The 25,951-nt window shown below is 41.1% G+C and carries 22 protein-coding genes and 2 pseudogenes; 16 read left to right on the top strand and 8 right to left on the bottom strand.

Annotated features, from left to right (window positions below; genetic code table 11):
• Positions 1-411 precede the first annotated feature (411 nt).
• Both AB6D06_RS21090 and AB6D06_RS21085 read left to right on the top strand, forming a co-directional pair.
• Positions 412-921 (top strand): P-loop NTPase fold protein, encoded by a 510-nt coding sequence (locus tag AB6D06_RS21090; protein ID WP_372111735.1) that lies wholly within the window; start codon positions 412-414, stop codon positions 919-921.
• A 110-nt stretch (positions 922-1,031) separates the two neighbouring features.
• Positions 1,032-4,520 carry a P-loop NTPase fold protein gene (locus AB6D06_RS21085; protein WP_372111732.1) on the top strand — a complete coding sequence of 1,163 codons (3,489 nt, stop codon included), beginning with the start codon at positions 1,032-1,034 and terminating at the stop codon, positions 4,518-4,520.
• Between the two features lie 386 nt (positions 4,521-4,906).
• On the opposite strand, the gene AB6D06_RS21080 is transcribed toward AB6D06_RS21085, so the two are convergent.
• The 7 genes and pseudogenes from AB6D06_RS21080 to AB6D06_RS21050 form a co-directional block, all read right to left on the bottom strand.
• Entirely contained in the window at positions 4,907-6,187 is a 1,281-nt protein-coding gene (locus AB6D06_RS21080; protein WP_102535543.1) for a site-specific integrase, read from the bottom strand.
• A complete protein-coding gene (locus tag AB6D06_RS21075; protein ID WP_102535542.1) occupies positions 6,184-7,311 on the bottom strand; it encodes a site-specific integrase in 1,128 nt (375 codons plus the stop codon). The genes AB6D06_RS21080 and AB6D06_RS21075 overlap by 4 nt, the downstream gene beginning before the upstream one ends.
• Before the next feature lie 353 nt (positions 7,312-7,664).
• Positions 7,665-8,108: a lytic transglycosylase domain-containing protein gene (locus AB6D06_RS21070; protein WP_029203697.1), complete on the bottom strand. Its 444-nt coding sequence runs from the start codon at positions 8,106-8,108 to the stop codon at positions 7,665-7,667.
• Positions 8,109-8,329: 221 nt separating this feature from the next.
• Positions 8,330-8,659 (bottom strand): nitrate- and nitrite sensing domain-containing protein, encoded by a 330-nt coding sequence (locus tag AB6D06_RS21065; RefSeq protein WP_372012408.1) that lies wholly within the window; start codon positions 8,657-8,659, stop codon positions 8,330-8,332.
• A 99-nt stretch (positions 8,660-8,758) separates the two neighbouring features.
• Positions 8,759-9,244, bottom strand: a complete 486-nt coding sequence (gene radC, locus AB6D06_RS21060) for a DNA repair protein RadC (protein ID WP_016800123.1) — start codon at positions 9,242-9,244, stop codon at positions 8,759-8,761.
• 51 nt (positions 9,245-9,295) lie between these two features.
• Positions 9,296-9,727 carry a hypothetical protein gene (locus tag AB6D06_RS21055; protein WP_102258042.1) on the bottom strand — a complete coding sequence of 144 codons (432 nt, stop codon included), beginning with the start codon at positions 9,725-9,727 and terminating at the stop codon, positions 9,296-9,298.
• A gap of 1,178 nt (positions 9,728-10,905) precedes the next feature.
• Positions 10,906-11,474: pseudogene (locus AB6D06_RS21050) on the bottom strand (transposase).
• A 193-nt stretch (positions 11,475-11,667) separates the two neighbouring features.
• Between AB6D06_RS21050 and AB6D06_RS21045 the strand changes: the two are divergent.
• From AB6D06_RS21045 to AB6D06_RS21020, 6 genes are read left to right on the top strand one after another with little or no spacing between them, the layout of a single operon-like run.
• Positions 11,668-12,792, top strand: a complete 1,125-nt coding sequence (locus tag AB6D06_RS21045; protein WP_016800125.1) for an ABC transporter substrate-binding protein — start codon at positions 11,668-11,670, stop codon at positions 12,790-12,792.
• Positions 12,785-13,849, top strand: a complete 1,065-nt coding sequence (locus tag AB6D06_RS21040) for an iron ABC transporter permease (protein WP_016800126.1) — start codon at positions 12,785-12,787, stop codon at positions 13,847-13,849. The genes AB6D06_RS21045 and AB6D06_RS21040 overlap by 8 nt, the downstream gene beginning before the upstream one ends.
• Entirely contained in the window at positions 13,849-14,616 is a 768-nt protein-coding gene (locus tag AB6D06_RS21035) for an ABC transporter ATP-binding protein (RefSeq protein ID WP_017103898.1), read from the top strand. Before AB6D06_RS21040 ends, AB6D06_RS21035 begins: the two co-directional genes overlap by 1 nt.
• An 8-nt stretch (positions 14,617-14,624) precedes the next feature.
• Positions 14,625-15,404, top strand: a complete 780-nt coding sequence (locus tag AB6D06_RS21030; protein ID WP_016800128.1) for a hypothetical protein — start codon at positions 14,625-14,627, stop codon at positions 15,402-15,404.
• On the top strand, positions 15,401-16,675 hold the full coding sequence (locus AB6D06_RS21025; protein WP_017100974.1) for an opine metallophore biosynthesis dehydrogenase: 1,275 nt from the start codon (positions 15,401-15,403) through the stop codon (positions 16,673-16,675). Before AB6D06_RS21030 ends, AB6D06_RS21025 begins: the two co-directional genes overlap by 4 nt.
• A gap of 11 nt (positions 16,676-16,686) precedes the next feature.
• Positions 16,687-17,532, top strand: coding sequence for a DMT family transporter (locus AB6D06_RS21020; protein ID WP_016800130.1), 846 nt, complete (start codon positions 16,687-16,689; stop codon positions 17,530-17,532).
• Positions 17,533-17,631: 99 nt separating this feature from the next.
• On the opposite strand, the pseudogene AB6D06_RS21015 reads toward AB6D06_RS21020, so the two are convergent.
• Positions 17,632-18,551, bottom strand: a pseudogene (locus AB6D06_RS21015) (IS5 family transposase).
• A gap of 63 nt (positions 18,552-18,614) precedes the next feature.
• Between AB6D06_RS21015 and AB6D06_RS21010 the strand changes: the two are divergent.
• The 8 genes from AB6D06_RS21010 (at position 18,615) to AB6D06_RS20975 (ending at position 25,673) form a co-directional block, all read left to right on the top strand.
• Positions 18,615-18,797 carry a transposase gene (locus tag AB6D06_RS21010; RefSeq protein ID WP_371731383.1) on the top strand — a complete coding sequence of 61 codons (183 nt, stop codon included), beginning with the start codon at positions 18,615-18,617 and terminating at the stop codon, positions 18,795-18,797.
• Between the two features lie 185 nt (positions 18,798-18,982).
• Positions 18,983-19,201, top strand: a complete 219-nt coding sequence (locus tag AB6D06_RS21005) for a hypothetical protein (protein WP_139137543.1) — start codon at positions 18,983-18,985, stop codon at positions 19,199-19,201.
• A 1,093-nt stretch (positions 19,202-20,294) separates the two neighbouring features.
• Positions 20,295-20,927, top strand: coding sequence for an arginase family protein (locus AB6D06_RS21000; RefSeq protein ID WP_017102336.1), 633 nt, complete (start codon positions 20,295-20,297; stop codon positions 20,925-20,927).
• A gap of 2 nt (positions 20,928-20,929) precedes the next feature.
• Positions 20,930-21,703 carry a YqcI/YcgG family protein gene (locus AB6D06_RS20995; protein ID WP_017102335.1) on the top strand — a complete coding sequence of 258 codons (774 nt, stop codon included), beginning with the start codon at positions 20,930-20,932 and terminating at the stop codon, positions 21,701-21,703.
• A gap of 20 nt (positions 21,704-21,723) precedes the next feature.
• Entirely contained in the window at positions 21,724-22,713 is a 990-nt protein-coding gene (gene cysK, locus AB6D06_RS20990; RefSeq protein WP_017100378.1) for a cysteine synthase A, read from the top strand.
• A gap of 88 nt (positions 22,714-22,801) precedes the next feature.
• Entirely contained in the window at positions 22,802-23,974 is a 1,173-nt protein-coding gene (locus AB6D06_RS20985) for an MFS transporter (protein WP_017100377.1), read from the top strand.
• Between the two features lie 9 nt (positions 23,975-23,983).
• Positions 23,984-24,724, top strand: coding sequence for an SDR family NAD(P)-dependent oxidoreductase (locus AB6D06_RS20980; protein WP_017100376.1), 741 nt, complete (start codon positions 23,984-23,986; stop codon positions 24,722-24,724).
• Positions 24,725-24,740: 16 nt separating this feature from the next.
• A complete protein-coding gene (locus tag AB6D06_RS20975) occupies positions 24,741-25,673 on the top strand; it encodes a RimK family alpha-L-glutamate ligase (RefSeq protein WP_017100375.1) in 933 nt (310 codons plus the stop codon).
• Positions 25,674-25,951: the final 278 nt, after the last annotated feature.

Genomic DNA, 25,951 nt, shown 5'->3' with positions numbered 1-25,951 from the left:
CGTACGGTTCTTAGAGGGGCGGCACTTGGTAACAAGTGTCGTCTACTCGACAGAGGCTTCATAGACCTGAAGTTTTACTCGTGGCGCTTTTTTCAAAAAGTGCCAGCTAACTCAGATCTGCCCCTTTATTGCTTAGTGCAAAAGCTCAAACGCATTCTGTTCATATATATTTGACCAATCAAATATAATCCGAAAGCCCATTAGCAACAGGGTAACCGCATGACTCTGTATGAAAACGTTCACGACCTCACCCTAACATTAACATCATTCGGTACAAGTAATGAACTAACAACCTGTGTAAAAACAATTACTAAGTAGTATCAGATCGTAACTAAATGATTTATAGTGTTTTATTTGAACGATTACATACAGTTCCTACTGTTTTTTCATATCTTCTAAGTGAGTACATCAATGAATAATAGGCTTCAAAGTAGTTGGCAAATCAAGACGGTACCAGTTTCAACAGTTAATGATGACAAATTATCCCATGATGTCATTTCTGAATTATTAGACGAAAAAATTGATAGCCTATTTAAAGAAGATAATATCCCTAGCTGTATATGTTTGAACGGAGAATACGGTAGTGGTAAGTCAACCATTACAAATTTGTTATTTGAAAGGTGGAACGGCTCTACAAATAAAAAAGTCATTCATTTCAACATTTGGCGACATGAAAAAGAAAATACATACTACGCTTTGTTTCGAAACGTTTTTTATGCGTTAACAAACAAAAGAAATCGAGATTTTAGAGACAAAAAGTTCTTAGAAACATTGGTATATGAAAATGAAATTTCATCATTGGATGAAAAGTTTAGTGATTTAGTGTATTCAAGTTTTACCAAAAAAGAAGTTAATCAAAAAAACTCGATGAAGGAATTGCAAGTTTTATCAAAGAACTTCCTAAGTACACAACGCTATTAACTTGGGGGGTTATAAAAACCATTCTATACGGCAGTCTTATTGTCGGAGTTTTAGCTGGCATAATTGATTTCGCAATAGAACAAAATATTATCAGTAATTTTATATTTGCGGTGAAAGCATTTCTAATATCACTAACTTCAACATCCTTAATTTCAGCATTATCAAAGAATATTTTTAAAAGCTTGCCTACACTTTTTAAATTTCATATCACCCCATCAGAGAGAACAATTTCACTCCCTTCCATCTCTAATACAGAGCAGTTACAGTCAGTTTTCAGAAATATTTTAAGTGAACACAATGGGAATCCAGAGTGTCAAAAATTAGTTATTGTTATTGAAGATGTTGATAGGAAACATAATGATGAAATTATTGATACTTTAAATGAATTACGAACGTTTATTGACTTAGGTAAAGCTATATTCATTATTCCATGTGATTTAAATAATATTCAACGCGCATTTTATGAATCTGCAATTGATAAATCAGAAGGAATAGATGAAAAAGAAGTTCAATGGAAAGCAAAAGATTTTTGTTCAAAAATATTCTCACATACTATAAGTGTTCCGCCACAAAGTCAGTTAGATCTGAGAGAGTTTTTGATTGCAAAAATAAATAATGAAAGTGAATGTCACCCATTAAAAAATCTTTTGAAAGACTCTGGTGAACTGGATTCATTAATTGATATTTTACTTGCCAGCTCAATAAAGACTCCTCGTGAAGCGATCAATATATTCAACCGTTTTACTTTGCAACTTGAGCATGCTTTGAAATTAGAAAAAAAAGAAAGGAGATTAAAGGTAGGCACTATTTCTAAAAATATATTGCCATATGCCCGAGTGTACATGTTATCTATCTATTATGGATTGGAAAAAAACCTCCTAAAGTTCCCTGAACTTCCAACTTGGATTGTTAATCACTTTAGAACAAGAACAAATCACTTTGAGTTAGTCGCCCCAGAAGCAACATCTATTGACTTAGGTGAAAACATTCCAAAATATGCACACCAATACTTTAAAGGATTAATTAAAAGTGGTGTTATTAATTTAGAAGTTGAGGAGTTTGTCAGTCGAACAGAAATTTATGACTCGTCATTAATTAAAGCTTTTATTTATTTGGACGAATTATCTTACAGTGGTGTGGTAGGTAATGAAATTTATAACAAAGTGTCAAATGCTTTAAAAACTAGAAATATGATATTGTTAAATGATTTTATTAATAACGAGAAGGGGGAGATATCTGAAGTTATTAGTAAAATCACAGACAACTTAAGTTATAGTTCTGATTTTACTACATATATCCCAAGCCTTGTGGAATTGGTTTCATCAATTTCTCCTCTCCATCAAAGAAAAATAGTGAACTTTATTATTGAGCACTTTGACAGGATTAATCCAAAAACCTTATATTCTTTTGATTCTGAAGTGATAGATATAGTTTTTTCTATAGCGAGTTCTAACAACCGTAAAGCAAAAAGTCGATACTTTGATGTTTTAAGTAAAGATAAAGAATCAATAAGTGATTATTGTTCACCAGATAAGTTATTTGAAATTGTTATGATGTTAATTAAAAACATAGATAAACATCCCAATTATGTAGATACAGCAACTATCGGCTTACTCAACACTTTTGTTAACATCCCTACTGCTGACGAAGATAATGAGGTCTTACAGCGTGATGGATACATTGAAGCCTTAAAAACCCTTGATAGAAAAACAATTACCACTCTATTTTCACCAAAAATATTACTAAGGTTTACAGATGATTTGCATAAGTATTTAGCTTACAGTAGTGATGCAGAAAGTGCAGAAAACGGAATTGAAGAATTAATTTCAATATTTATTGAAATAGATAAACCCACAACCATTTCAGCTATTACAAGTTTGCCACTCTTTGATAATGAAGAATTACAGGTTTGGTTTATACACTTAGTTAAAAAACATCAAGAATATTTTAAAGAAAAAAATAATTTACTAAACGTTTCTAGATTAATTAAAGAAACAATATTTGACAAATATTTAACTGAAGAAGAATTTACGGGTAATAAGGAGTTACTCTTCAATGCAATTACTCAATTTGCTCAATTAGATACATATGCGTTTAATACTTTTGAGTCTAAAAATACAGATGAATTTATGAGTTTGTTAAAGTTGTATAAAGAATATATAGGGACTGGCACTGCGAGCGTTGAGTTTTTAGAATTTATTTTCGACTTTATTTATACACACGAAACAGTTGCAAACTATACTTTTACTACTCACTTATTTGATTCGTTCACCCCATTCCTTAAAGCTAATTTGATTAATCAGTCTATTACTTCGGATGAATTTGAGAAAAGTAAGGCACTCGCTAACTTTATAGTTAGAGAGGATTTAATTAAGAAGAATGCCGATAGTTCATCAGAGTTAATGCATTTTTTATTGATGCAAATGCAGACTCATATTAATCAAAATCAGGCTAACACTGAGATTTCATCGGCACTATTTGAATTCATAAAAATCCTAAATGGAGTAGATAATGATAGCAGCAAACTTGCAAGTTGGATTGAAAGCTCAGGTCTTAAGTTAGCAGTTAATAACGTTCAATTAACACACTATCTAGATTATTTAAACATAATTGACTTGGTGAAACATGATCTATCAGAAGAATACCTCACTCAAATGACATCAGTATTCTATTCATTAGTTAATACATACCCTGGTAATGAAGCATATGTTTTACTAGCGTGGCAATGGCTTGATAAAATATCCTCAATTGATAACTCACTACCTACCTTTAAAACGACGATTGCTAAATATATTTTCACTAACATGGCACACAAAGAGAGCTATTTTAAAGGGAGCTATCAATTAAATATTGTTAACATTTTAGCTAATCTATCACCTTATGAAGTAGATTCTGAACAAAAATCATATAACGATTTTTTACTTTATTCTGTAGAGGAATATCCAGAACTGATTAATATTTTAGCAGACAACGTGACATTTTTTGAAAACTCCGATATGTATAAAGCTATAGCCATCATTTCAGAGTCTGAACAATGGGAATTGATATTAAATAAAATTAACGATGATACAAGTAAATACGACTCATTTATCGAATATTTAATAGTTGAACAGCAAGATAAAACCTTAATTAGCAAAGCACATGGTAAAATATCCTCATTCCTTAATTGGAGTAATATAAGCAAGCGTTCTGTAAAACGTATTTCAGAAAGTCTTGATTTTGCTAAAGCGTCTTTCATTAACTCTTTGGACAATAACATTGTTTGCAATTTCAACATCATTGACATTGAAGGTGAGTTTGAAATATTGATAACGGAACTATTGAAAGATAACATGGATAATAAAATCCTTGCACTTAATTTAATTGACAAGTTTAAATTACAAATAAAAAAAACGTCCTCGCTTTTTAATGTTATAAAAGCTAACTTTGTAGATGTTTGTGATATCAATACAAACATTGATACATTGCAATTATTAAAAGAATGGTTGAAGAAGAATAACCTCACTAGAGATTCTAGAATTAACATCAAATTGAGAGAGCTTCAAAAGTTAGCTGATGGCAAAAAGGAAAGACAAATAACTATGCTGATTAAGTATTAAAACACTGTTTAAAGGAATATGTAGTGATACGGTGGAAATGGTCTGCTAGAAATATATTGGAAGATACTGCGGTTTAGATTACAAAAGGACGGGGGGAATCCTCCCCCCGATTTGAATCTAAATTGTAGTAAATTAAATTTGTTACTACACTTAATAACTAAGAACAGACATGAATTTTGTTATGGAATTGGCCCTATTTTTGAATATGAGGATCAAATTAACAGAGCTAACCATTTAGGGCTTGCACTATAATTCAGTTACTTTTTCTAATCTGAGTTAGCTGGATTCGAGTAATTAATCTAGCTCGTTTCTGTCCAAAAATAATTTTCAACACCTAAGCCACCTAACACCAATTAGGCAGCTTATAGTGTTTACTCGCTCATTATTTACCAAGATAAAAAATCGAGTTCATTTCTAATGTCCCTTATCTGCTCGTCGGTCACTATGTTGGATGCTTTCTGTTTTGGCTTGACTTTAAGATCTCTGGATTTACGCTTCTTAACCTTAGAATGACTTCCTCTTTCTACGGTTATGATTTCAGTGATAACGTCCCCTACTCTCTCTGCGGATTCAGAGACTTGCGCATCATCTACATGTGTATAACGAAGCGTGGATGAAATGCGAGCGTGACCTAATAACTTCGACACCATCAGAATAGGATACCCTTCTAATACCGCATAACTGGCAAAAGTATGACGCAAGTCGTGAATACGGACATCTTCGATATTCGCTAAAGCTCTCACTTGTTGCCATATCATCCCTACCTTAGTTGCCCGACTCACAAAACGACGCAAAGGAGCAAAAACATCATCGTGGGGCTCACTTTGTTTCGACCAAGCTTGCTTTGGGATATCTAAAAGAAGTTGTTGCGCCTCCTTACCAACATACACCACCTTCGCCCCCGTCTTACTGTCTGGTAAGTACCACTCATTGCCTTTAATAAAAGACCATTTCAAGCCTGTTACCTCCGAAATACGACAACCTGTAAGCAAAATCAAGTTTAATACCTGACAACAACACGCTTCCATGTCTCCTTGTTGGCTAACCGCCATCAATGCCTTATGGAATCGTGCCAACTCATCCAAACTCAAAAAACGATTGAGCTTCTTTTTTCTGTTTTGCTGGATACCATCACAAGGGTTATTCATGCAGTAGCCCTGCTTAACTGCATATTTGAAGATAGAGCGAAGCACATCAAGATTACGATTTGCAGCCCCTGCGTAACTCTGACTAAGCTCATCAAACCAACGGTGTACACGAAATGAATCAATACGGCCAACGGGATAACGACCAAACTCTGGTAACAAATGTTTTCTTAAGGCGCTCAACGCCCCCGCTTGCGTACTGGGTTTCCATTCCTTTAAGACCGTCTCCGTCCACTCTTCTTTCACTAACGCATCAAAACGGATTAACCGTATCGGTTTTGCCTCTTTTTCTAAAAAAGAGCTCTGCAAAGCTTGTACGTGTTCTCTGGCTTGCTTTAAGGTGAATTGCCCCACTGCTGCTAACGTCTTATTGGGAATGGGTAAATAAGTCACATAGAAACGACGACCATCCGCATACACCCGAACCCCTAACGCAGGATTCTTGGTATCCCACACTGTATACGTTCGAGCTTTGGCGTTAAGTGATTGAACCACCTTCGATGAGAATAACAGTGATTTCATGAGCGCATCCCCTTCACTAATACACTCGCCACATGCGTGGCCGCCTGACACACGTCTTCACGCCCTAAATGCGCATACTTCAAGGTGGTTTCCGCTTCCGCATGCCCTAAAAGGCGACTTAATACGACTAAGTTCACCTTCGACTGAATAGCAAGGCTCGCGTAGGTATGACGTAAATCATGCAAGCGTACCCCCTCCAATCCTGCTAACTGGCGAACTTTCCCCCAGAATTCAGTCAACTGGTTTATCGATATGGGTTGAGTGTTGCAAGGAGCCGGAAACAGGTAATCACTCTCTGATTGCCATGCGTCAAGGTAAGCCCTGACTTGTGTGCAAAGGTACACTGTTTTCGCCCCCGTTTTACTGTCTAATAAATGCCAGTGACGACCTCTGTACTCTTTCCATTGCAAGGTTCTGACTTCCGATGAGCGACAACCTGTATATATTAAAAGTCGAATAATCATAACCTTATCTGGATTATCCTTCTCTAACGAGTCTAAGGTGCCCCATAATTGGCGTAATTCGTCTTTATCAAGGTAGCGTTCGACTTCTCCAGCTTTATAACGTTTGAAACCACGGCAAGGATTGGTATTTTTAGGACGATAACCCCACGTTTCACATTGCTGCATCATAACCGACAGCAAGACTAACGCTTGGTTAGCTGAGCCTTTCACATGACTTAACTGAGCAAACCACCGCTCTACCTCGTTTCGATCAATGGATTTCACCTCCTTATCTCCAAGGTAAGGAGCGATATGAAGACGAAAAGCACTTTCGTTTTTTTTCAAAGTACGAGGCTTCCAGTGACGTGGGTAACGCTTAAAAAACTCTTGGCCGAATGCCTGCACCGTTATTGTGGGTAATGTTTCTATTGTCGGACTGCGAACTTGATGAACAAGCTGCAAGGCTTCGCGTCTTGCTTGGCGCAGTGAGCACTCTAACGCACAGCCTATCTTAGAATTCTTTCTCAATCCGTCACTCTGAAAACGAACAAAAAAAACTCGCCTTCCTGATGGGTAGACTCGTAAATACAGTGTAGACACCTTGCTATCATAGTATTCTTGTGTGATTGACGTCGGCTTTACACGCTCGATAAATCGCTGAGTAAGCGGCATTTTTTTCATTTTTAGCTCCTGTTTACAGGGGCATTTTTGAACAAAAAAACGTTATCAAAAATGCCACAACATGAAAAAAGCGAAAAATTTAACACCTTAACTATCAGTTACTTACAACAGACAACCATTTAAATCGAACTTCGATTTAGGGTGGTGTGTGGTCACCAACTCAACTAACCAACAACTCAGAACGAATGATCTGAGTTCCTTAATCAAAGCGACGGGAAAAACTGACAGCGAAAGACAAAAGCCGACCAGGTGGCGAATGAATCTGACGAACGAGGGATGCGGGGATCTGGAAATTGAAGGAAGAAAGCGAGAGGAAAAGCCAAAGACATTGCACCGTTATGGTGCAAAGCCTTTTATTGAACGTTCATCTTAAAATAAACCGATTGGACTTTTTGGATGTATATTTTTCTGGCGTTCTCGGTGCGTTTTGAAAAACCCGCATTATAAGCGCCGACGCTGTTCCAGTTATAACCATGACTAGAAAAATTAGAACTTAATACCCACGCGCCAAGATGAACATTAAAACAAGGGTTATAGATGCTTGTTTCATTCACATTAAATTCGGATAGTCGATCAAACCAATGGGAATTAATTTGCATCAATCCAAAATCACGACTGATCACTTGACCGGTTTTGTTTTTATTTTCATTATACGCATTCGGTTTTAGGCTGCTCTCTACCGTTGCAATGGATTTTAAAAGCTGTGGATCGACATTATAAAATCTCCCTGCCTCATCAAAGCAAAAAGCCCAACCGAAACACGGCGATAGCAAAGAAAGGTAAAGTAATGGTTTCATCATAAAAAGCCACCTATCAGCCACAAACCCACAAAGTGACACCATGAAAAAGCAATAGAATCAAACATCGAGCAAATAGGCGTACTGTGGTACTGAGAGCGGTATTGGCGACCGCTTGCGGTCGAGCCTTTGGCTCAAATTCTTTTAGCGCGAGCGTTGAAGCGTTCGGACAAAAAAAATGCCTCTAGGATAAGAGGCATTTAAGAAAACATATTTGAATATTAAACGTTGATATGACTGCCAACCCAAAACGCGGCACCGGCTACCGTCGCAATCATAGCGAAGGCTGTTGCAATAATGAGATTTTTAAGGGAACTCACTTCATTACGAACTGTGTCGATTTTATCTGAAAGCTCATTACGAACTGTGTCGATTTTATCTGAAAGCTCATTACGAACTGTGTCGATTTTATCTGAAAGCTCATGACGAACCGCTTCGATCTTCTGATCGAGTTCTTTACGCGTATCATTTAACTGCTCTTGAGTGGCAGCATGAGCGGTTAGGTTGATCAGCTCTTCAACGCTTAATGTGACTTTGCTTGATTCAGACATAGTAGAAACCTTATTTAATTGCTTACAGTTTATAGCATTATGATGAGGAAGTCATTCACGCCAGAATAGGCGTAAATGAGAGACATGTTTCACTAATGGCTATATCCAACCACGCTCCACAAACGACACCACATCTTCAAAAGACACCACGAAATGATCGAGAACTCGAATATCAACCAAGGCTAACGCGTCGGTCAGTCGTCGAGTAATACGTCGATCGGCTTGACTGGGTGTGGCATCACCGCTGGGATGGTTATGATAAAAAATGACCGCGCTTGCATTTGTGGCCAGTGACTCTTTGACCACTTCACGCGGGTAAACGGATGCGGTGTCAATGGTGCCGTTAAACATCTCTTTTGTGCGTAAAACTCGATGCTGACTATCAAGAAAGATCACCCCAAACACTTCGCTTTCATTGGAAGCAAGTGAAGCCTGACAAAATGACTTCACCAATTCAGGGGAATTGAGTGGCGTCTGCTCTGACACAAACAACTTAGATTTTAAAATGCTCGCGGCATGGTGCAAGATATCTTTTTCTTCTACAGAGAAAAGGCTGTGATTAGAGTAGTTAGCAAGTACAGACATAATAGATCCCTTTTAATATTTAAAGTCGTGATGGGCGGCGCTCAGTCCGTGTTATTGGCCATACAAGATAGTCAGAAGATCTTTCGCTCTCGCTTGATGCTTAGCGGTCGTTTCAACGTTTCTCTCTTCTTTTTTCGCATAGGCGTAATCTTCTCGCATCTGTTTCACAGTCGTAGCTCTATCACATACGCCAATACTCACCCCTTTTCCTTTATTTCCTTCCTCCAAGATCAAAGAGTCGGTATAACCAAACTCATTAAGTAAAATCTCATGCACTTTAACCGCTCGAACGCTCGAATTAAAGTCCGTTGAATTCACCCAAATAAGTCCCTTTGAAACAGTCGCGGAAACGGTCGAACGCACTGCACGTTCAACGACCTGGCAGGAGATATCATTTTTTGGTGAGCTTTCGTGCCCAGCGGCGAAACGCTGGTCGCTGAACATCGATTTAGAGAGAGTTGGGCTTGAGTTTCGTTGTGCCATGAGGAGTTTCCTTTTTGTTTGAGTATCACTTTTATGGAGCCGCTTGGCTGTCCGGCAAGCGCTCATGGTTCTCAATAACAAGGGCGCGAAGCGTTCATATACCCTTGTTATTGGGGCTCTGAGCGAGCACGGTAAACAGCCTGCGAGCCCCATCAAATGATGCAAGTCGAAAGGGAAATCGGCACATAAGGCAACAAGCCCTTACTCGAACTTAATGGAGGTCAGTGAAATGAGTGAGGAGGTACGACGAACAGCAACGAGGAAGACTGACGAGGCGCAGGCGTTTAGGGTTGTACGATAGGAGCTTGTAGAGAAGCACCTTCTGGTGCGGCACGCAGTGGCTCACTAGGGTGATGCCAATCTAGGCCATAGATGAAAGCTCCAAGAGAAAGCCTTGCCCGAAGGATCACGCCTAAGGAAAGAGCACCTCATTATTTCTCACCCCACGTAAAAAACTAAGAAGCAATAAGCTAAGAGATAAGAAGCCAAGAATGAGGATTATTTAAATACATTTACCCGTCAGTAAGTCACTAGAATGGGTATATCGATACTGCCACCTTGCTCACTGTAACTCCCTTTTGAGAGCCAAAGGTCAGCGTCCCTTTTTCAAAACGAGCATTAATGGTCTCAAGCGCTCGATTAAGCTCTAACTTGTTAGAGTTAGCCCCAAATCAGTCAAGCCAGTTTCTAAGTTAATGTATATACGTCTATAAGTAAGGCAAACACTTGTCGTATTTTCCAGTAGGAATAAAAACAGATATCGTCCTTACCTCACTTTTTTGAGACCTCACCTTAGTCATCACTTCAGCGCTGTGATGTACTATTTCTCCAAATAGCACATCCGTTTCTCTTAATCGGTCCCGATAACTTAGTTCAACTGATTTACGCAACAAAGAAATATCAAAATCCTTCATACGTGGTGCGAGCCATGTAAATCCAAATCAAACGGTGATGAAAACCGTGCGGTGCTTTATTAAATTATTCATATGTGTGCTCTACCCTTTGCCACTTAGAGTAGTTATATCAAGATATTTAGTTATAGTGCGTTAATGACACAATGCCTTTCTAGCGTAAATCAATTTTAATTAAGCCAAGAAATTATTTACACCTTCGCAATAATTATTGGCTTTGTTGCGTAATTCAGTTTAGAAACAGAGTCTCCCCGTTTCTCATGCTTTTTAGTCAATACGACAAGTTTCAGGCATACCTAACCCAGTAAGCTTGTTCAACGGTTTTATCATCGCGTAAGTTTCACCCACCTGTGAATTGTAATTTCTTAAGCTCAATCGCCCTCCTAACAACTGTTTTACTCGATACATCACTGTTTCTGATAGTGAACGTCTGTGGTATCCATACCGCTCTTTCCAATACTTATTTGAGCCGTATAACTTCTGGCAACCCACGGCGAGATTTCGAGGGTGACCACGCTCCCAGAAGGCTGCTCCTTCTCTTGGGGGAATAAGCGCAACGGCTCGCTTAATCTTAATAGCAGCGTGGCACACTCTCGTGTCGTACGCGCCATCGCCAGACTCTACGCTTGCCATCCGTCTCGTGTTTTTTGACTTTTCATGAGTGCTGTCGTGATAGCTAAATCACTGAATCGACGTGGCCTACCGCGCTTATTCTGTTTGCTTTGCGCCCAACCGCTTATTGCCTCTTCATCAATCCAAAAAGTCAGAGAGCCACGGTTAATGAGCGATTGGTTGTATTGCTTCCTGTTGGTTGTTTTGTAACGAGGTTTAGACATAGAGCTACGAGAGAGAGTGGACGTAGCTGATCATATCGTAGGTTCTTGATTTAGTTCCATTGAATTACGCAACAACAAATCCACCTAGCTTTATTATTTATATTTAATAGATATAAATAATAAATATATATCTTTTCAACCCTAGAACCATTGTTACATTATAACAATTAGTGTTCTATTTGAGGTCGAGGGAATGAAAGGACACCTTTTAAAAGTAAAAGCACTTTTTTTGGCAACTTTGGCTTTGGGTGACATGGCCTCTGCTTCTACAGCTCTTCAGTTCAAAGACGTGCTCGGTAGAAACATCTCTTTAGAAAAGCCGGCAGAAAAAATTTTCCTAGGTTTTTATTTTGAGGATTACCTAGCGATCGCTGGACCAGATGCTTACAAAAAAGTGGCTATTTTCCCAAGACACTCTTGGAAAGATTACCGTCAATCTCAATGGACCACCTATAAAAAAATCATTCCTGAGTTAGAAACGATTATTGATTCAGGTTCTCTTTATACAGGTACTTTTGATTTCGAAAAACTCTTGTTAACTAAACCTGATGTTGCACTTCTTGCGGCGTGGCAATATCAATCCCTTGGTGAAAAAGTTGAAATACTTGAAAAGAATGGTATCAGAGTTGTCGTTGTAGACTTCAATGCTCAAACGCTTGAAAAACACGTCATTAGCACACGTGTTATAGGCAGAGTAATGGGGACAGAAGGACGCGCTTCATCGATTGCAACGGAATACGAAAACACAGTAAACATGGTTAAACAACGTGTTACGAGGCATCTGGAAAACCACACGGCACGCCGTGTGTATGTGGAAGCAGGTACAGGTGGACCAAATGAATACGGTAAATCTTACTCGACGACAATGTGGGGCAACCTTTTGACAATGGCGGGGGCCGATAACCTTGCCCATGGGATGTTTGAAGGTTCTGCCCACCTAACGCCTGAATATATCTTGAGTCAAGATCCAGAAGTGATCTTTATATCCGGTGCTCACTGGGTTAAACATAACGACAGCGCCCTGCTTGGTTTCAACAGCACAATGGAAGAAGCGCAAACTAGATACCGCCCCTACCTAAATCGTGCTGGCTGGAATCAACTGACGGCAGTTAAAAATGGTGACGTCTACGGTATATACCACTCAGGAACACGTACTATTTACGACCACGTTTTCTTGTTGTATCTAGCAAAGTCTATTTACCCAGAAGCATTTAAAGATATTGAACCTAAGAAATTGCACCAAGAATTTTTTAGGAACTACATGCCGCAAGCGCTCAAAGGCACTTTCATGATTCAGGTGGGCGTAACTCATGAATGAAAGCATGAAAGCATCGTCTGACCTGAATCATTCCAGCGGCGCTATTTATCAAAGAATGCAGAAGCAAAGAATTAAGATTTTGCTAGGCGCTTTTCTGGCAACGAGTTTTTCCGCTTTATTCGATCTTGGTACTGGCTCATCGTGGCTAGGCATTGAACAAGTTGTTGAAGCCCTCCTAGGTGGTCCCTCTGGTGACAGCTTATCAACACTTATTGTCTGGCAACTTCGGTTACCCATCACTCTCACCTGTCTTATGGTTGGCGCCTCACTCGGCCTCGCTGGCGGTCTAATGCAAACCCTCTTAGCCAACCCACTTGCCAGTCCGTATACCCTTGGTATCTCTGCTGCTGCTGGATTTGGTGCAGCCATAGCTTTTTTAACCGGTTTTTCAGTATTTGGTTTGCATTGGTTAGGCGTGCCGTTTGCCGCTTTCTTGACATCTGGATTAGCGAGTATGGCGATCTATATAATTGGTCGCAGCCGACATATGGACGCAAAAATCCTGATTTTGGCAGGTATTGTCGTTCTCTTCTTTTTCCAGGCTTTACAGTCATTAATTCAATATTTGGCATCACCAGAAGTGCTGCAGCAAATTGTTTTTTGGTTATTTGGCAGTCTACTGAAGGCGAGTTGGTTGTCCTTCTTTGTTTCAGGAGCCGTTTTCCTGTTCGGTTTGGTCTTTGCGTTATCTAAGGTATGGGCACTCACCGCCCTCACTTTAGGCGAAGAGCGTGCACTCGCCTTGGGAATAAAGACCAGCAAGTTAAGACTACAGATGTTTTTACTGTGTTCCTTATTAACTGCAGGAGCAGTGTCGTTTGTCGGAACCATTGGTTTCATTGGTTTGGTTGCTCCTCACCTAGCAAGAATGCTAATAGGCGAAGATCAGCGTTTCTACTTACCTTTGGCGGCATTAATGGGAGCGTTGCTTTTATGTACCTCGTCTCTTGTTGCTAAGTTGATTGTCCCAGGCACTATCATACCAATTGGTATCGTCACCTCCTTAGTCGGTGTGCCGATCCTTCTTTATTTTCTGATAAGCAGGAGGTTTATCTAATGACGTCGCTTTCAATAGAAAATCTTGCCGTTCCAATTGGAAGAAAACTCGTTTTAAAGAAGGTAGATGCCCACTTTTTGGGTGGCAAATTTACCGCCATTTTAGGGCCCAATGGCGCAGGAAAAACGACATTGCTCAAAGCTATCATGGGCATCATTCCTTCTGATGGGAAGATTAATTCAAGTGGGGAGGACGGGCTGAGATTACCGCTACAATCCTTCTCGTACCTATGTCAACTCAACAAATCTCCCTGTCAATTAACGGTTATTGAGTTTGTCTTACTGGGCTTGGTTCATCAACTGAGCTGGAACATCACATTTGAACAAGAACAAAAAGCAGACGCCATCCTTGATTATCTAGGTTTGAGAAATCTCGCCCTTAGACAGTTTTCTCAACTAAGCGGTGGTCAGCAACAGCTGGTTTCACTGGCGCAATCTCTTGTTGCTGAGCCCAAGGTATTGCTCTTAGATGAACCAACAAGCGCCTTAGATCTCAAGCATCAAGTCCAAATTTTAGACCTTGTTCGTCAATATACCCGAGCCAAAAATATCATCACAATTGCGGTCCTACACGACCTCTCTCTCGCTGCTCGATACTGCGACCATCTTCTCTTAATGAATGATGGTGAAGTTCAATATTGCGGTAAACCAGAAGACGTGCTCGATTCTGAAAGGCTGGGGAAAATCTATCAGATTCATGTGGACGTAGGTTGTTGCGTTCATGGACATACCCACGTCACCCCAGTTCGAGCCCTTAAAACAGATTAGGCATTCTTATGGCAATGAATAAAAGGCAATATCACTTATTAGTTTCTCTATCCACGTTTGAATCTCAAATTCAAACCCTGACTCATTACAGCCTTGAAAATTGTGAATGTTTTGTCCTTTTGCAAGAAAAAATTGATGAGTTTTGCGCTTGGATTTTGCAAGAAAATTTTAAAACCATTAGCGATGATTTTGATATGACCCCTGAGTACGATCGTTTAATCAAGCAGCTTCGTGAAACTGCTGTAAAAGCTCTGTGTTTATTGGAAAAACATCAGTCTCAGTGTGCCAGAGAGCATCAAATCGACATCAGCGAATATTTATACCAACTTTCTGAAAACACAAAAATTGAACTAAAAAAAGCAGGAATTGAAAGCAACTCTCGAGTCCTGTTTATTGGCTCAGGGTCCTATCCGGTTTCTGCTTTCACTATATCTCAGAGCACAGGCGCTCTCGTGCACGGTATAGATCTTGATGAGCAGGCAGTGAAAATGGCCAACCAACTCAACTTGTCAACCACTTTTAGCTGCAAAGATCTAATCACTGAGTTTGCCTCTTTCCGGCCAACTCATGTTGTAGTAGCCTCTTTAGTGGAACATAAATGGGAACAACTCAGACAGCTTAGACCTCATCTTAACCACTCTCACCGAGTATTAGTTCGATTCGGTAATGGTTTAAAGTCCGCCTTCAATTACCCTTTCAACCCAAACCTAATGGATGGGTGGGAAACACAACAGATCCATAACGATGCAGCGATATATGACACCGTCTTGATGGAGCGCGCAAAATGACTCTTTCATTAGGAAAAGTGTTAATCGTTGGCACAGGGCCAGCCGCATTTCAGACAGCAAAAATCATCAGAAACCAGTGCGAGCAACTTGGGTTAGTAAACCGCTCATCAGAGCGCTGGCAGCCGATGTTCGAAAGCTTACACAACGAACGTATTGCGCATATTTTCGCTGCCAAATCCTCTTTGAAGCGAATGGCTGGGCAGGTGATATTTGATGCGGTTTTTGAAGATTTACGCGATGTAAGCGGACAATGGGATACGTTGGTTCTGGGCACCCCATCTCATGCTTATTCAGCGGTTCTATTGGCTTTACCTAAATCGTGTTTGAGTTCCACAAAAATAGTAGTCCTCATTTCATCCTTATTTGGTGGGCACCGGATTGTAAAAGGCTTGTTTTCAGAACTGAATTTAACCCCCAACGTACTGATATTTTCCAATTACTTTGCGGCCACTAAATTTATAACGGAACAAGCTGGCGTTCGTGTCCTTACCAAAGCGGTTAAAAAACGTATTTATGCTTACTCAAGTAAAGAAAAATGCCCTGTCCTAGAGCTACTGACTCAAACTTTAGCGGATATCGGTGTTGAAGTTGTCGAGTTGGAAAATGGGTTTAGCGTAGAAGGACGAAACATTACCTCTTTCGTTCATCCCGCATTTTTTATGACCCCTTTCTCGCTCAATCATATCTTAAGTGAGACGAGAGAAGTTAAGTACATGTACAAACTTTTCCCTGAGGGACCGATCACAACCGAAACCATCCACATTTTGGTTGAGCTATGGCGCGATATATCAAGATTGATACTTCACTTTAACGGAACACCATTTAACTTGTTACAATTTCTCAATGATGACAACTACCCTGTGCATCCAGAAACCATTCGTCGTCGTCAAATTGAGCAGTTTATGTCGCTCACTCCAATAGCGCAGGAATATTTGGTTTACGTACGATACAGCGCGATTCTGATCGATCCTTTTTCTAAGCCGGATGAAAATGGGTGCTACTTCAACTTCTCTGCCGTGCCCTATGCCAAAGGTAAGGTGGAAAAAGGCAAGTTGTCTTTACCTCGAATACCTAAAGAAGATATACAGAATCTTTACTGGCTTCAAGTCTTAGGCAGAGCGCATGGGATTGCATTACCGAGCGTTAACCGTGTGCTAGGTATATTCGAATCTTGGTTAAGTAGCTCTCAACTCCCTCACCATTTGATTGAAGAGTCCCGCACTCAAGCGCACCAATACCTTGGTTGGGTGCGTCTATCATACGACCTTTAAAGAAACCCATCATGAACAACGGTGTAGCGTTAACTATATTTTCTGCGTTCATTTTTAGTGTCATGAACGCACTTATTAAAGCGGCCAGTTTGACGATTCCAAGCTCTGAAATTGTCTTCTTCCGAAGCGCAATAGGAACCGTTCTGATTTTAGGTTTAATGTGGAAAGCGAGTATCAGGTTTTCTACCACGGGCATACCAATGCTTTTGCTTCGTGGCCTGTTTGGGGCGTTTTATCTGCTCGCTTTTGTGTACGCGATTACCCACATGCCGCTAGCGGACGCCGTGATTTTGGCTTACCTGTCCCCGTTCTTCGTTATATTACTTTCCAACCTAATTTTGGGAGAAAAAGCCCCTAAAAAAGTAGCATTCCTTTTTCCGCTCACTTTGGTTGGAGTTACCTTAATTGTAAATCCATTTAGCTTCGACACATTTAATTTGTATGCCCTCTCAGGGGTGGCGAGTGCTTTTTTTGCGGCGGCTGCCTCTATCACTATTCGCCACCTGAGTAAGAGGCACCATATTTACGAGATTGTGTTTTATTTTCTTTTCACTTCGATGTTGGTATCCGGTTACTTGATGAGGGATGAGTTTGTGGTTCCACAGGGAATTGCGTGGATTTATCTAATTGCCATTGGTCTTGTTTCGCTCATTGGGCAAATTTTCCTAACAAAGGCATTCAGTCATGAAAACGCCGCTGTAGTTGCAGTCACCCGCTATATCGGCTTGGTCTTCAATATACTTTGGGGGGTTATTTTTTGGTATGAAATCCCTAGTTGGATGAGCACATGTGGCGTTCTTATAATAATAACAACATCTATTTCCCTCTCGCTAAAGAAAAAAAATATTATTCAATGATCTGAGTACCACCTAGAAAACAAACTAATCAAAGAGAGTAGGGAAGGCTTTGTTGCGTAATTAAATTTAGAGATAGATGCACCCCGTTTCGCATACTTTTTAGTCAATACGACAAGTTTCAGGCATACCTAACCCAGTAAGCTTGTTCAACGCTTTTATCATCGCGTAAGTTTCACCTACCTGTGAATTGTAATTTCTTAAGCTCAGTTGCCCTCCTAGCAACTGTTTAACTCGATACATCGCTGTTTCTGAGAGTGAACGTTTGTGGTATCCATACCGCTCTTTCCAATACTTATTTGAGCCGTATAACTTCTGGCAACCCACTGCGAGATTTCGAGGATGACCACGCTCCAAGAAGGCAGCCCCTTCTCTTGGGGGAATAAGCGCAACGGCTCGCTTAATCTTAATAGCAGCGTGACATGCTCTCGTGTCGTAAGTACCATCACCAGACACCTCAAGGATACTTCGGCGTGTTTGTTTCAGTAAGTTCGAGAGTACTTCCCCATCTCTAACCGTCGATAAACTTAGCTCGGCTGCAATAATTACATGAGTGCTTGTATCGACGGCAATATGAAGCTTTCGCCAGACTCTACGCTTGCCATCTGTCCCGTGTTTTTTGACTTTCCATTCACCTTCGCCATAAACCTTTAGGCCAGTCGCATCAATGGCTAGGTGCTGTATCGCTCCTTTCGTTTTTGTCTTAAATGAGACCTCAACTTGCTTTGCTCTACGACTGATGCAGGTGTAATGCGGACAGCTTAATGGAACATGGGCCAGTCTAAATATCGAGTTGATAAATCCTTGCAACGCTCTCAGTGGCATAGAAAACACGCGTTTCACCATGAGTGCTGTCGTGATAGCTAAATCACTGAATCGACGTGGCCTACCGCGCTTATTCTGTTTGCTTTGCGCCCACCCGCTATCGCCTCTTCATCAATCCAAAAGGTCAGAGAGCCACGGTTAATGAGTGATTGGTTGTATTGCTTCCAGTTGGTTGTTTTGTAAAGAGGTTTAGGCATAGAGCTACGAGAAGTAGTGAACGTAGCTGATCAGATCGTAGGTTCTTGATTTAGTTCCATTGAATTACGCAACAAAGCCAGTTAACGCTACTTGGAATATCAAAAAGAGGAAATAAAGAACTGAGAACGCTATTTATCCATGCCGCAAGGTCAATTTTATGGAAAGATAAGTCGGTCGAAAAATATTTTGGTTCATGGCTTATTGAGCTTAAGAAGCGAAAATCTTTTAACTTGGCTGTGTGGTGAAAAATTGAAAATACAGGGGCATTTTTTGGAATACTTCCCGATTACTATTTGTTTTCGCTAAGAGCCTAAATTATCGATGAAAAACGCCCCTCTTGAAAGGGGTGTAGATTTGAACACACTGTTTTTACATGAACGCCAAGTTACTCTTATCCAGGAGCACTTTAACTCCAGAATACAGGCTAAAAATGACGAAATTACAGTTAACGGCGATTATCGCTAAAACGCCTCTGTCGGATAGGCGGCACCTGTTCCCAGATGCCTCCCTCCTCAGAACCGTACGTGCAACTTTCACTGCATACGGCTCAAGCCTCCACAAAGGCATCGTTAAGCACCCAGTAACAAAATTACCTTTGCGATACACACTTAAAGCTTTAAAACTGCCCCAATGGCCATTTAATGAATAAGAAACCACGGTTCGCTGTCAGAAGACGCACTGATTTTATTCGAAATCATCATTTGTTTTTCTTCTTTAATAAAGTTCTTCAAGCTATCTCGCAACGGGAGACCAGTTAGAAGTCAGCTCGCTTTCGCGCCAGATATAACCTGTATCTACTTCATTACAAAGTAGCATTCGCTTTTTCTAACCTCCTTTACCTGCATACCTATCGGCAACCTTTACAGGCTGCTTTCCCATAGGGAGATATACAGGCTTGCCCTGTTCCGTATGCCGCATAAAATGTCAACTTAGATGCCCACAATGGTGCGGAGAGTGCAATGACCACGAAAGAGTAATGTCCAATCTCTTCCCGACTCTCGTTGCCTTTTGGCTACAGCGTATTAACCACTTCCGCTGCTTCATCATATAACGCGCCTTAAATGGATTCATTATATTCATCATATTGCCCCCCTAGCACTCACCCGACTTGTGGTTGTCAGGAGGAACGTCCTCTAACGATTCTTCCAGCTCAGTCAACAACCAAGCTTCGTTACATTGTCAGAGCCGCTTCTTTATTCAGGCTCCTAGGGGCATCTGGTAGTACAGATGGTTCACCCTTCGTGGTGAACAACGTTTCATACGACTTCAGGTCGCACGGACATTTCTGAGTTACACGTTTTATTAAATTAATATTTCATGAATTATTTAAGGTCTTGTAAAACCTCTAGCCTAGTGGCCAAATTTACTCACCTACAACACGTTAAAACGAGAATACGGAAAGTCAATAAAAACCCTTATAATATATGGGATTTTATTAATTCAATTAATATTGAAAGTTATTTTGATAATAAATAATCATTATTATTTTTTTATATTTATCTAGCTGAGCTATAAAAAGACTTCATTTTTAATATATGGACGTCTTTCTAAATGCCTTTTCAAATACTCTGCTCTCAAGGACGTGTCGCGGACAGAGCAGATCGTATGCTCGAGGGCGCAAAGCTCACAGCAAATAAACTTGCTCTATATTATGACATTACACCTAAGTAGGGCAACGATCGCCTACGAAATCGGATGATTGGAGTGTTGCACTCCAGGAATCTCGAAAGACCCTCGCTCTGTTGCAGACAAAAATCTCCCATTTACTAGCCACTGGCGATAGCCCTGTCCTATTTGCATCAAATACCTGCTCAGCGAGCTTAGCGACACTGCCCGTTGTTGCATCGACTTTTCCTGACATAAAGGTCCTATGGATCGATGCACACAGTGACTTTAATACCCCTGAAACGACAGAAACCGGTTATCTCGGCGGGATGGTATTGGCTGCTACATGCGGCCTGTGGGATAGCGGTTTTGGCGCGGGAGTTAAACCTAATAATGTTGCTTTAATTGGCGTACATGACATCGATGAAAAAGAACTTAACAACGTTAATAATGCAGGTCTCATGCACTTTCCCCCTTCAACTCTGACGCCAGAGTCAGTCATCAAATTCATTGGTGATTCCAAAGTCTGGGTTCATGTGGATTGGGACGTTATGGACCCGGGGCAGATTTCCGCTGACTTCAAAGTCGAGGGAGGCTTGAAAGTCGCCCAATTATTGGATCTATTCGAGTCACTTCCTAACAACCAAATTATGGGCTTAGAACTTGCTGAGTTCTGTGCAGATAGCCACTCGTCAGTAGCCAATACAGAAGGACTAGATCTCATCATTCAAGCCGTGGATGCGCTATTCAAAAAAAATAAGAGTTTATAGTCATGGAAATCATCAAAACTAACCCTGCGGCTCTTGCGCCTAATGAGCAACATAAAACCTTGTATACACATGCAGAACTGTTGCAAGAACTGAATCAGTTTTCAAACTGGAAGAAGGAAGCGTGGGAAGAATTCAGTAAGAGAGTCAGCGCCCCTGAGTTCCCTTGCCTGTTTAGCCGCAGAGCGTGGAACTCTAAGACTATCCAAGTGCTGTTTTGTGAGTCGGATGAACACAACACTTACTACCCGTTTTTGCATGGACTGATTGCTTATACGGACATGTTGAATTCCACTCCAGTTAATAAGCGTATGTTCTCGCCATTAGTGGTGTTTTTTTCTCCGGACCTTTCACTTTCAATGGCACCGCACAAGCTTGGTTGGGAAGTCTTAAATTGGACGCATGAGCACGATGTCGCTCAATGGCCTAGGCATATACCTATCGACCCCGAGGCATCTAAATGGACATACTGCTTTAATGGTGTCGAACTGTTTATCAACATGAGCTCAGACAAGCATCAAGTGCTTAGAAATCGGAATCTCGGCTCACGCCTTAATTTTGTGATTAACGCAAGGGAGGTCTTTGACATGGTCGCTAATGGTGAAACGAAAGGTGGCAGGCAGGCTCGAGAGCGTATTCGAAATCGTGTCAAAAAATACAACAACGGAGTGATGCCAACTGAGTTGGGGTTTTATGGAGAAGAAGAAAACCTCGAATGGCGTCAGTATCAGTTGCAAGAAGCTAGTGTGAAACGACCAAGACTGTGTCCCTTCAAATAAAAACTAACGAGAGAACGTAGATGCCTTTATATAACTCAATAACAGAAACTGTTGGATGCACTCCAATTGTCAAACTAAACAATCTTGCTCCAAAGGGAGTCGAGGTTTATGTCAAAGTGGAGTCTTTCAACCCAGCTGGTTCAGTCAAAGATAGGCTTGCACTCTCAATCGTGTTAGACGCTGAAACAAAAGGTTTGCTCAAGAAAGACGACACAATTATTGAATGCACTTCAGGTAATGTTGGAATTGCCTTGGCCATGGTTGCCGCAGCCAGAGGATACAAATTTATCGCCGTAATGGGGGATGGATATTCGCTAGAACGCAGGAAGCTAATTCGCGCTTACGGTGGTGAAGTCATCTTGTTCCCAAGTGAACAAGGTAGTAGCGGCGGTAATCGAATTGCCGACCAGCTTGCAGCTCAGAATGGATGGTTCAGACCCCGCCAGTTCGATAATCCAGCTAACCCTGCTTATCATCGTGAAACGACAGCAAGTGAGATACTCAGTGATTTTTCTGGTAAGCGTTTGGATTACTTTGTCACAGGCTTTGGTACAAGCGGAACTCTTACGGGTATTGGACAGATGCTGAAGGTGGCACGACCGGAGGTTGAAATTGTCGTCCCAGAACCTAAAGGTGCTCAGATCCTCGCAAAGGACCAATGGAAAGTTCACCCCATCCAAGGTTGGACCCCAGATTTCATACCAAGTGTGCTGGATAAGAGTGTGGTGGATAACCTTGTCACTGTTGATGGAAATTTGGGGATCACGACGGCACGTGACTTAGCTCGTCACGAAGGCATTCTTGTTGGTATCTCTGCCGGGGCAACGGTAGCTACAGCTTTAGAAGTGGCTAAATCTGCATCTAAAGGAAGCGTGATATTGGCAATGGCACCAGATACAGGAGAAAGATATTTGTCTACTGAGTTGTTTGATCAACTTGGTAATGAAGAAACGGACCCTTTTATTACAACTTGGAGCGAAGAGTCTATAACAGCTGAATGTAATGCATAGTTCACCCTCTAAATACTGGATTTATGTTAATAGTACACGTGACATGTAAACGCTATCAACGATAATTATCAACGAAAGGAATACTCGTATGGAAAAACGAATTTCATTAAGTGTGTTGGCGTTGGTCATGTTCTGTGTGACCTACTCTGTAAACCTTCAAGCACCTCTTTACAGTGTTTATGCCGAAAACAGTAACATGGGCCCCGCGGCGGTCGCCATCGCCTTTGCTGCCTATGTATTGGGTCTATTGCCTACTCTATTAATGCTAGGGGGTATTTCAAATAAAGTAGGTAGGAAGCAACCCATATTCCTTGCACTATTGTTAAGTGCGGGGGCAACGGCATTGCTCGTCATTCAGCCAAATTGGACCTCGTTATTTGTCGCAAGACTGCTATTGGGTGTTGCTACCGCCTTAACCACAACCTCAGTCTCAGCGTATATATACGACCTTATTGATGAACGAGAACAAAAATTTGGTACGTTGCTAGTGGCCGCGTCTACGTCGTTGGGGTTTGGTAGTGGTGCACTTGCGACAAGTGTGAGCCTAAACGTAGCTGGCATGACAGTGCTGCCATACAGTTACCTCAGTCTATTTCTACTCGTTTCTTTGTTGTTGTTGTTGCTGGTTCGATTGCCGAGCAACCAAACCATAAAACCAAATCTCAAACTCATTACATTGCCTTGCTTCCCCACCAACACGTGGTCGTATGGTTTAGGCATGATGTTAGCTTGGGCTACAACGGGTATGGTCATCGCAATCGTACCAATACTTCTCAATGAGATGGGTTTAAGCGATTGGACTGGCTTAATGGTTTTCCTATCTATTTGCACTGGTTTTTTGACTCAACACATTGCTAAACGCTTGCACCCAAACTCAAGCCTAATATTGGGATGTTTCTTTACGGTATTTGGGTTTAGCCTCATAGCACTTGGCTACTATCATGAATCTATCACGATCATTCTTTTCGGAGCCAGTTGCACTAGCCTTTCAAGTTATGGTTTCACATATATGGCGGGGCTACTTAAGTTTACGAGTAACCATAACATCGACAAGGCAAGCTCTACGGCTGGCATGTACATCTATTCTTATGTCGGATTTTCGATACCTGTAATTACGTCCGGATTCATAGCGCAGCGCTTCGGTAACTGGATGGCGATACTCAGTTTTCTAACACTTCTACTGGCTCTTTGTTTCATTATTGTCGTCGGAAAGTTGATAGAAGGGAAGAAACAAACTCACTTTATGAAAGTTAAGAGCTAGGAAGGCTGAATGTCAGACTCACAGATTTCGCTCATTACAGGAGCAAACAGAGGGATCGGTTTTGAAATTGCAGCAGAACTTGGCAAGCAAGGTCATAAGGTACTGCTTGCTGGTAGAAAAGCAGCAGCAATTAAAGAGGCTGCTGCTAACCTGAACCTCCAAGGTATCGAAGTCTATTGCTTATGTATGGACATTACCGACGACAAATCTATCAAAGAAGCCGTCCATATCGTTGAAACCTTGTTTGGTAAGGTCGATATACTTATAAACAACGCAGCAATAAGGGTTGAAGAATATGGCACACCGCCGTCTGAACAACCACTCATAAAATGGTTTGAAACGTTCAATACAAATTTGTTTGGTACGGTAAACGTAACCCGCAGCTTTTTACCTTTACTCAAGCGCTCAATGAAAGGAAAAATCCTCAATGTATCGAGCTTATTGGGATCGGTGACGTTACATAGTGACACCAAATCATACGCATACACGGATGAATTTAAATCTCTACCAGCGTACAGTGCCTCAAAAAGTGCCCTCAATTCTTGGACTGCTCACCTCGCCTATGAGCTTCGAGATACCTCGATAACGGTAAATAGCATCCATCCCGGCTATACAAAGACCGACTTAAACGATGGCGATGGGATGTTAACCCCAAAAGAAGGAGCCCTCACAGCGATAAAAGTGGCACTTGATGCTGACAGCTTAGTGAGTGGTCAGTTTATTCACATGGAATCCCTTCTTCCCTGGTAGTAAAAGGAATAGTTAAATGCTCGCAACAAAGAAAGTCGCTTTAGTCTCAGATAGTGATAGCCTAGCTGTCGACTATGATATGCCTTATATTCTGGACGCTTTTAAGCGTACTGACGTGGAAGTTGATGTGATATTTTGGGATAGCCCCAACCACGATTGGGCTATGTATGATGTGGTTGTCCTGCGCTCACCGTGGACCTATATGGAGAAAATTGAGCCATTCATTGAATTTTGCCAACAAGTTGAAAATTGTTCAGTACTGCTCAATCCTCTATCGGTGATCAGATGGAACTCAGACAAGAGTTATTTGAAACAACTCGAGAAGCAGGGTGTCCCAATTGTCCCGACAGAAATCATCTACTCAGAAACTGAGATTCAAGCAGCCGTTGCTAATCTTCAAGATAACTACTGGAAAGTTCACGAAGTCGTGATTAAACCAACAGTTGGTGCCTATTCATTCGGTGTCATTCGTCTGTCCATCGAAGATTTAGACAAAATAACTCAGCATGTGCGTTACCTATTAGGACTAGGTAAGGGCGTCATTATTCAACCATACCTACATACGATTGAAGAGCATGGTGAAACGAACATGATTTACTTTGATCATACGTACTCACATGCGATTAAGAAGGAACCTTTGCTCGCACAACGTGGTGAGACTAAAACGCCGGACATGGAATTTCGCAAGCTAAAAGAAGCGAATAGTGAAGAGAAGGCGTTGGCGAAGCGTATATTGAGGTTAGTACAAAGCAATCTTGGTCTTTCTCAACCACTTCTGTACGCGAGATTAGACTTCATTGAAGGTAAAAATGGTCGGCCGCTGCTGCTGGAACTTGAGATAACCGAACCATCACTAAGCCTACCACTTACGCCTGAATGCGTTGATATATTTGTGCAGTCGATTATTGATAAAGCCCCAAAGCCTGTATATATAAAGGATTCTTTGTAACTGCCCTGGTTACCTATAAGCAGTTAATCGGTCTTCGAACATAATTATAAAGCGGTTCAGAACTTGTCGCCATTTGCTTATATGGGCATCGTCCATTGTACGGAGACATCCTGGATCGCTAAGAAGATCGTCTTCCCTGCCACTTCATCCGTTGGGAATAGCTTACTTTTGTTGACGGCTTTCGAGATAAAAAGTGACGGATAAAAATTTAGCCTATGAAGTTTCTGTCGAGTAGACGACACTTGTTACCAAGTGCCGCCCCTCTAAGAACCGTACGT

The sequence above is a fragment of the Vibrio sp. 10N.239.311.G01 genome (genome assembly GCF_041465805.1).
GTDB lineage: Bacteria > Pseudomonadota > Gammaproteobacteria > Enterobacterales > Vibrionaceae > Vibrio > Vibrio crassostreae_C.
The sequence above is the reverse complement of the archived record's forward strand: the minus strand, read 5'-3'. Positions and strand labels throughout refer to the sequence as shown.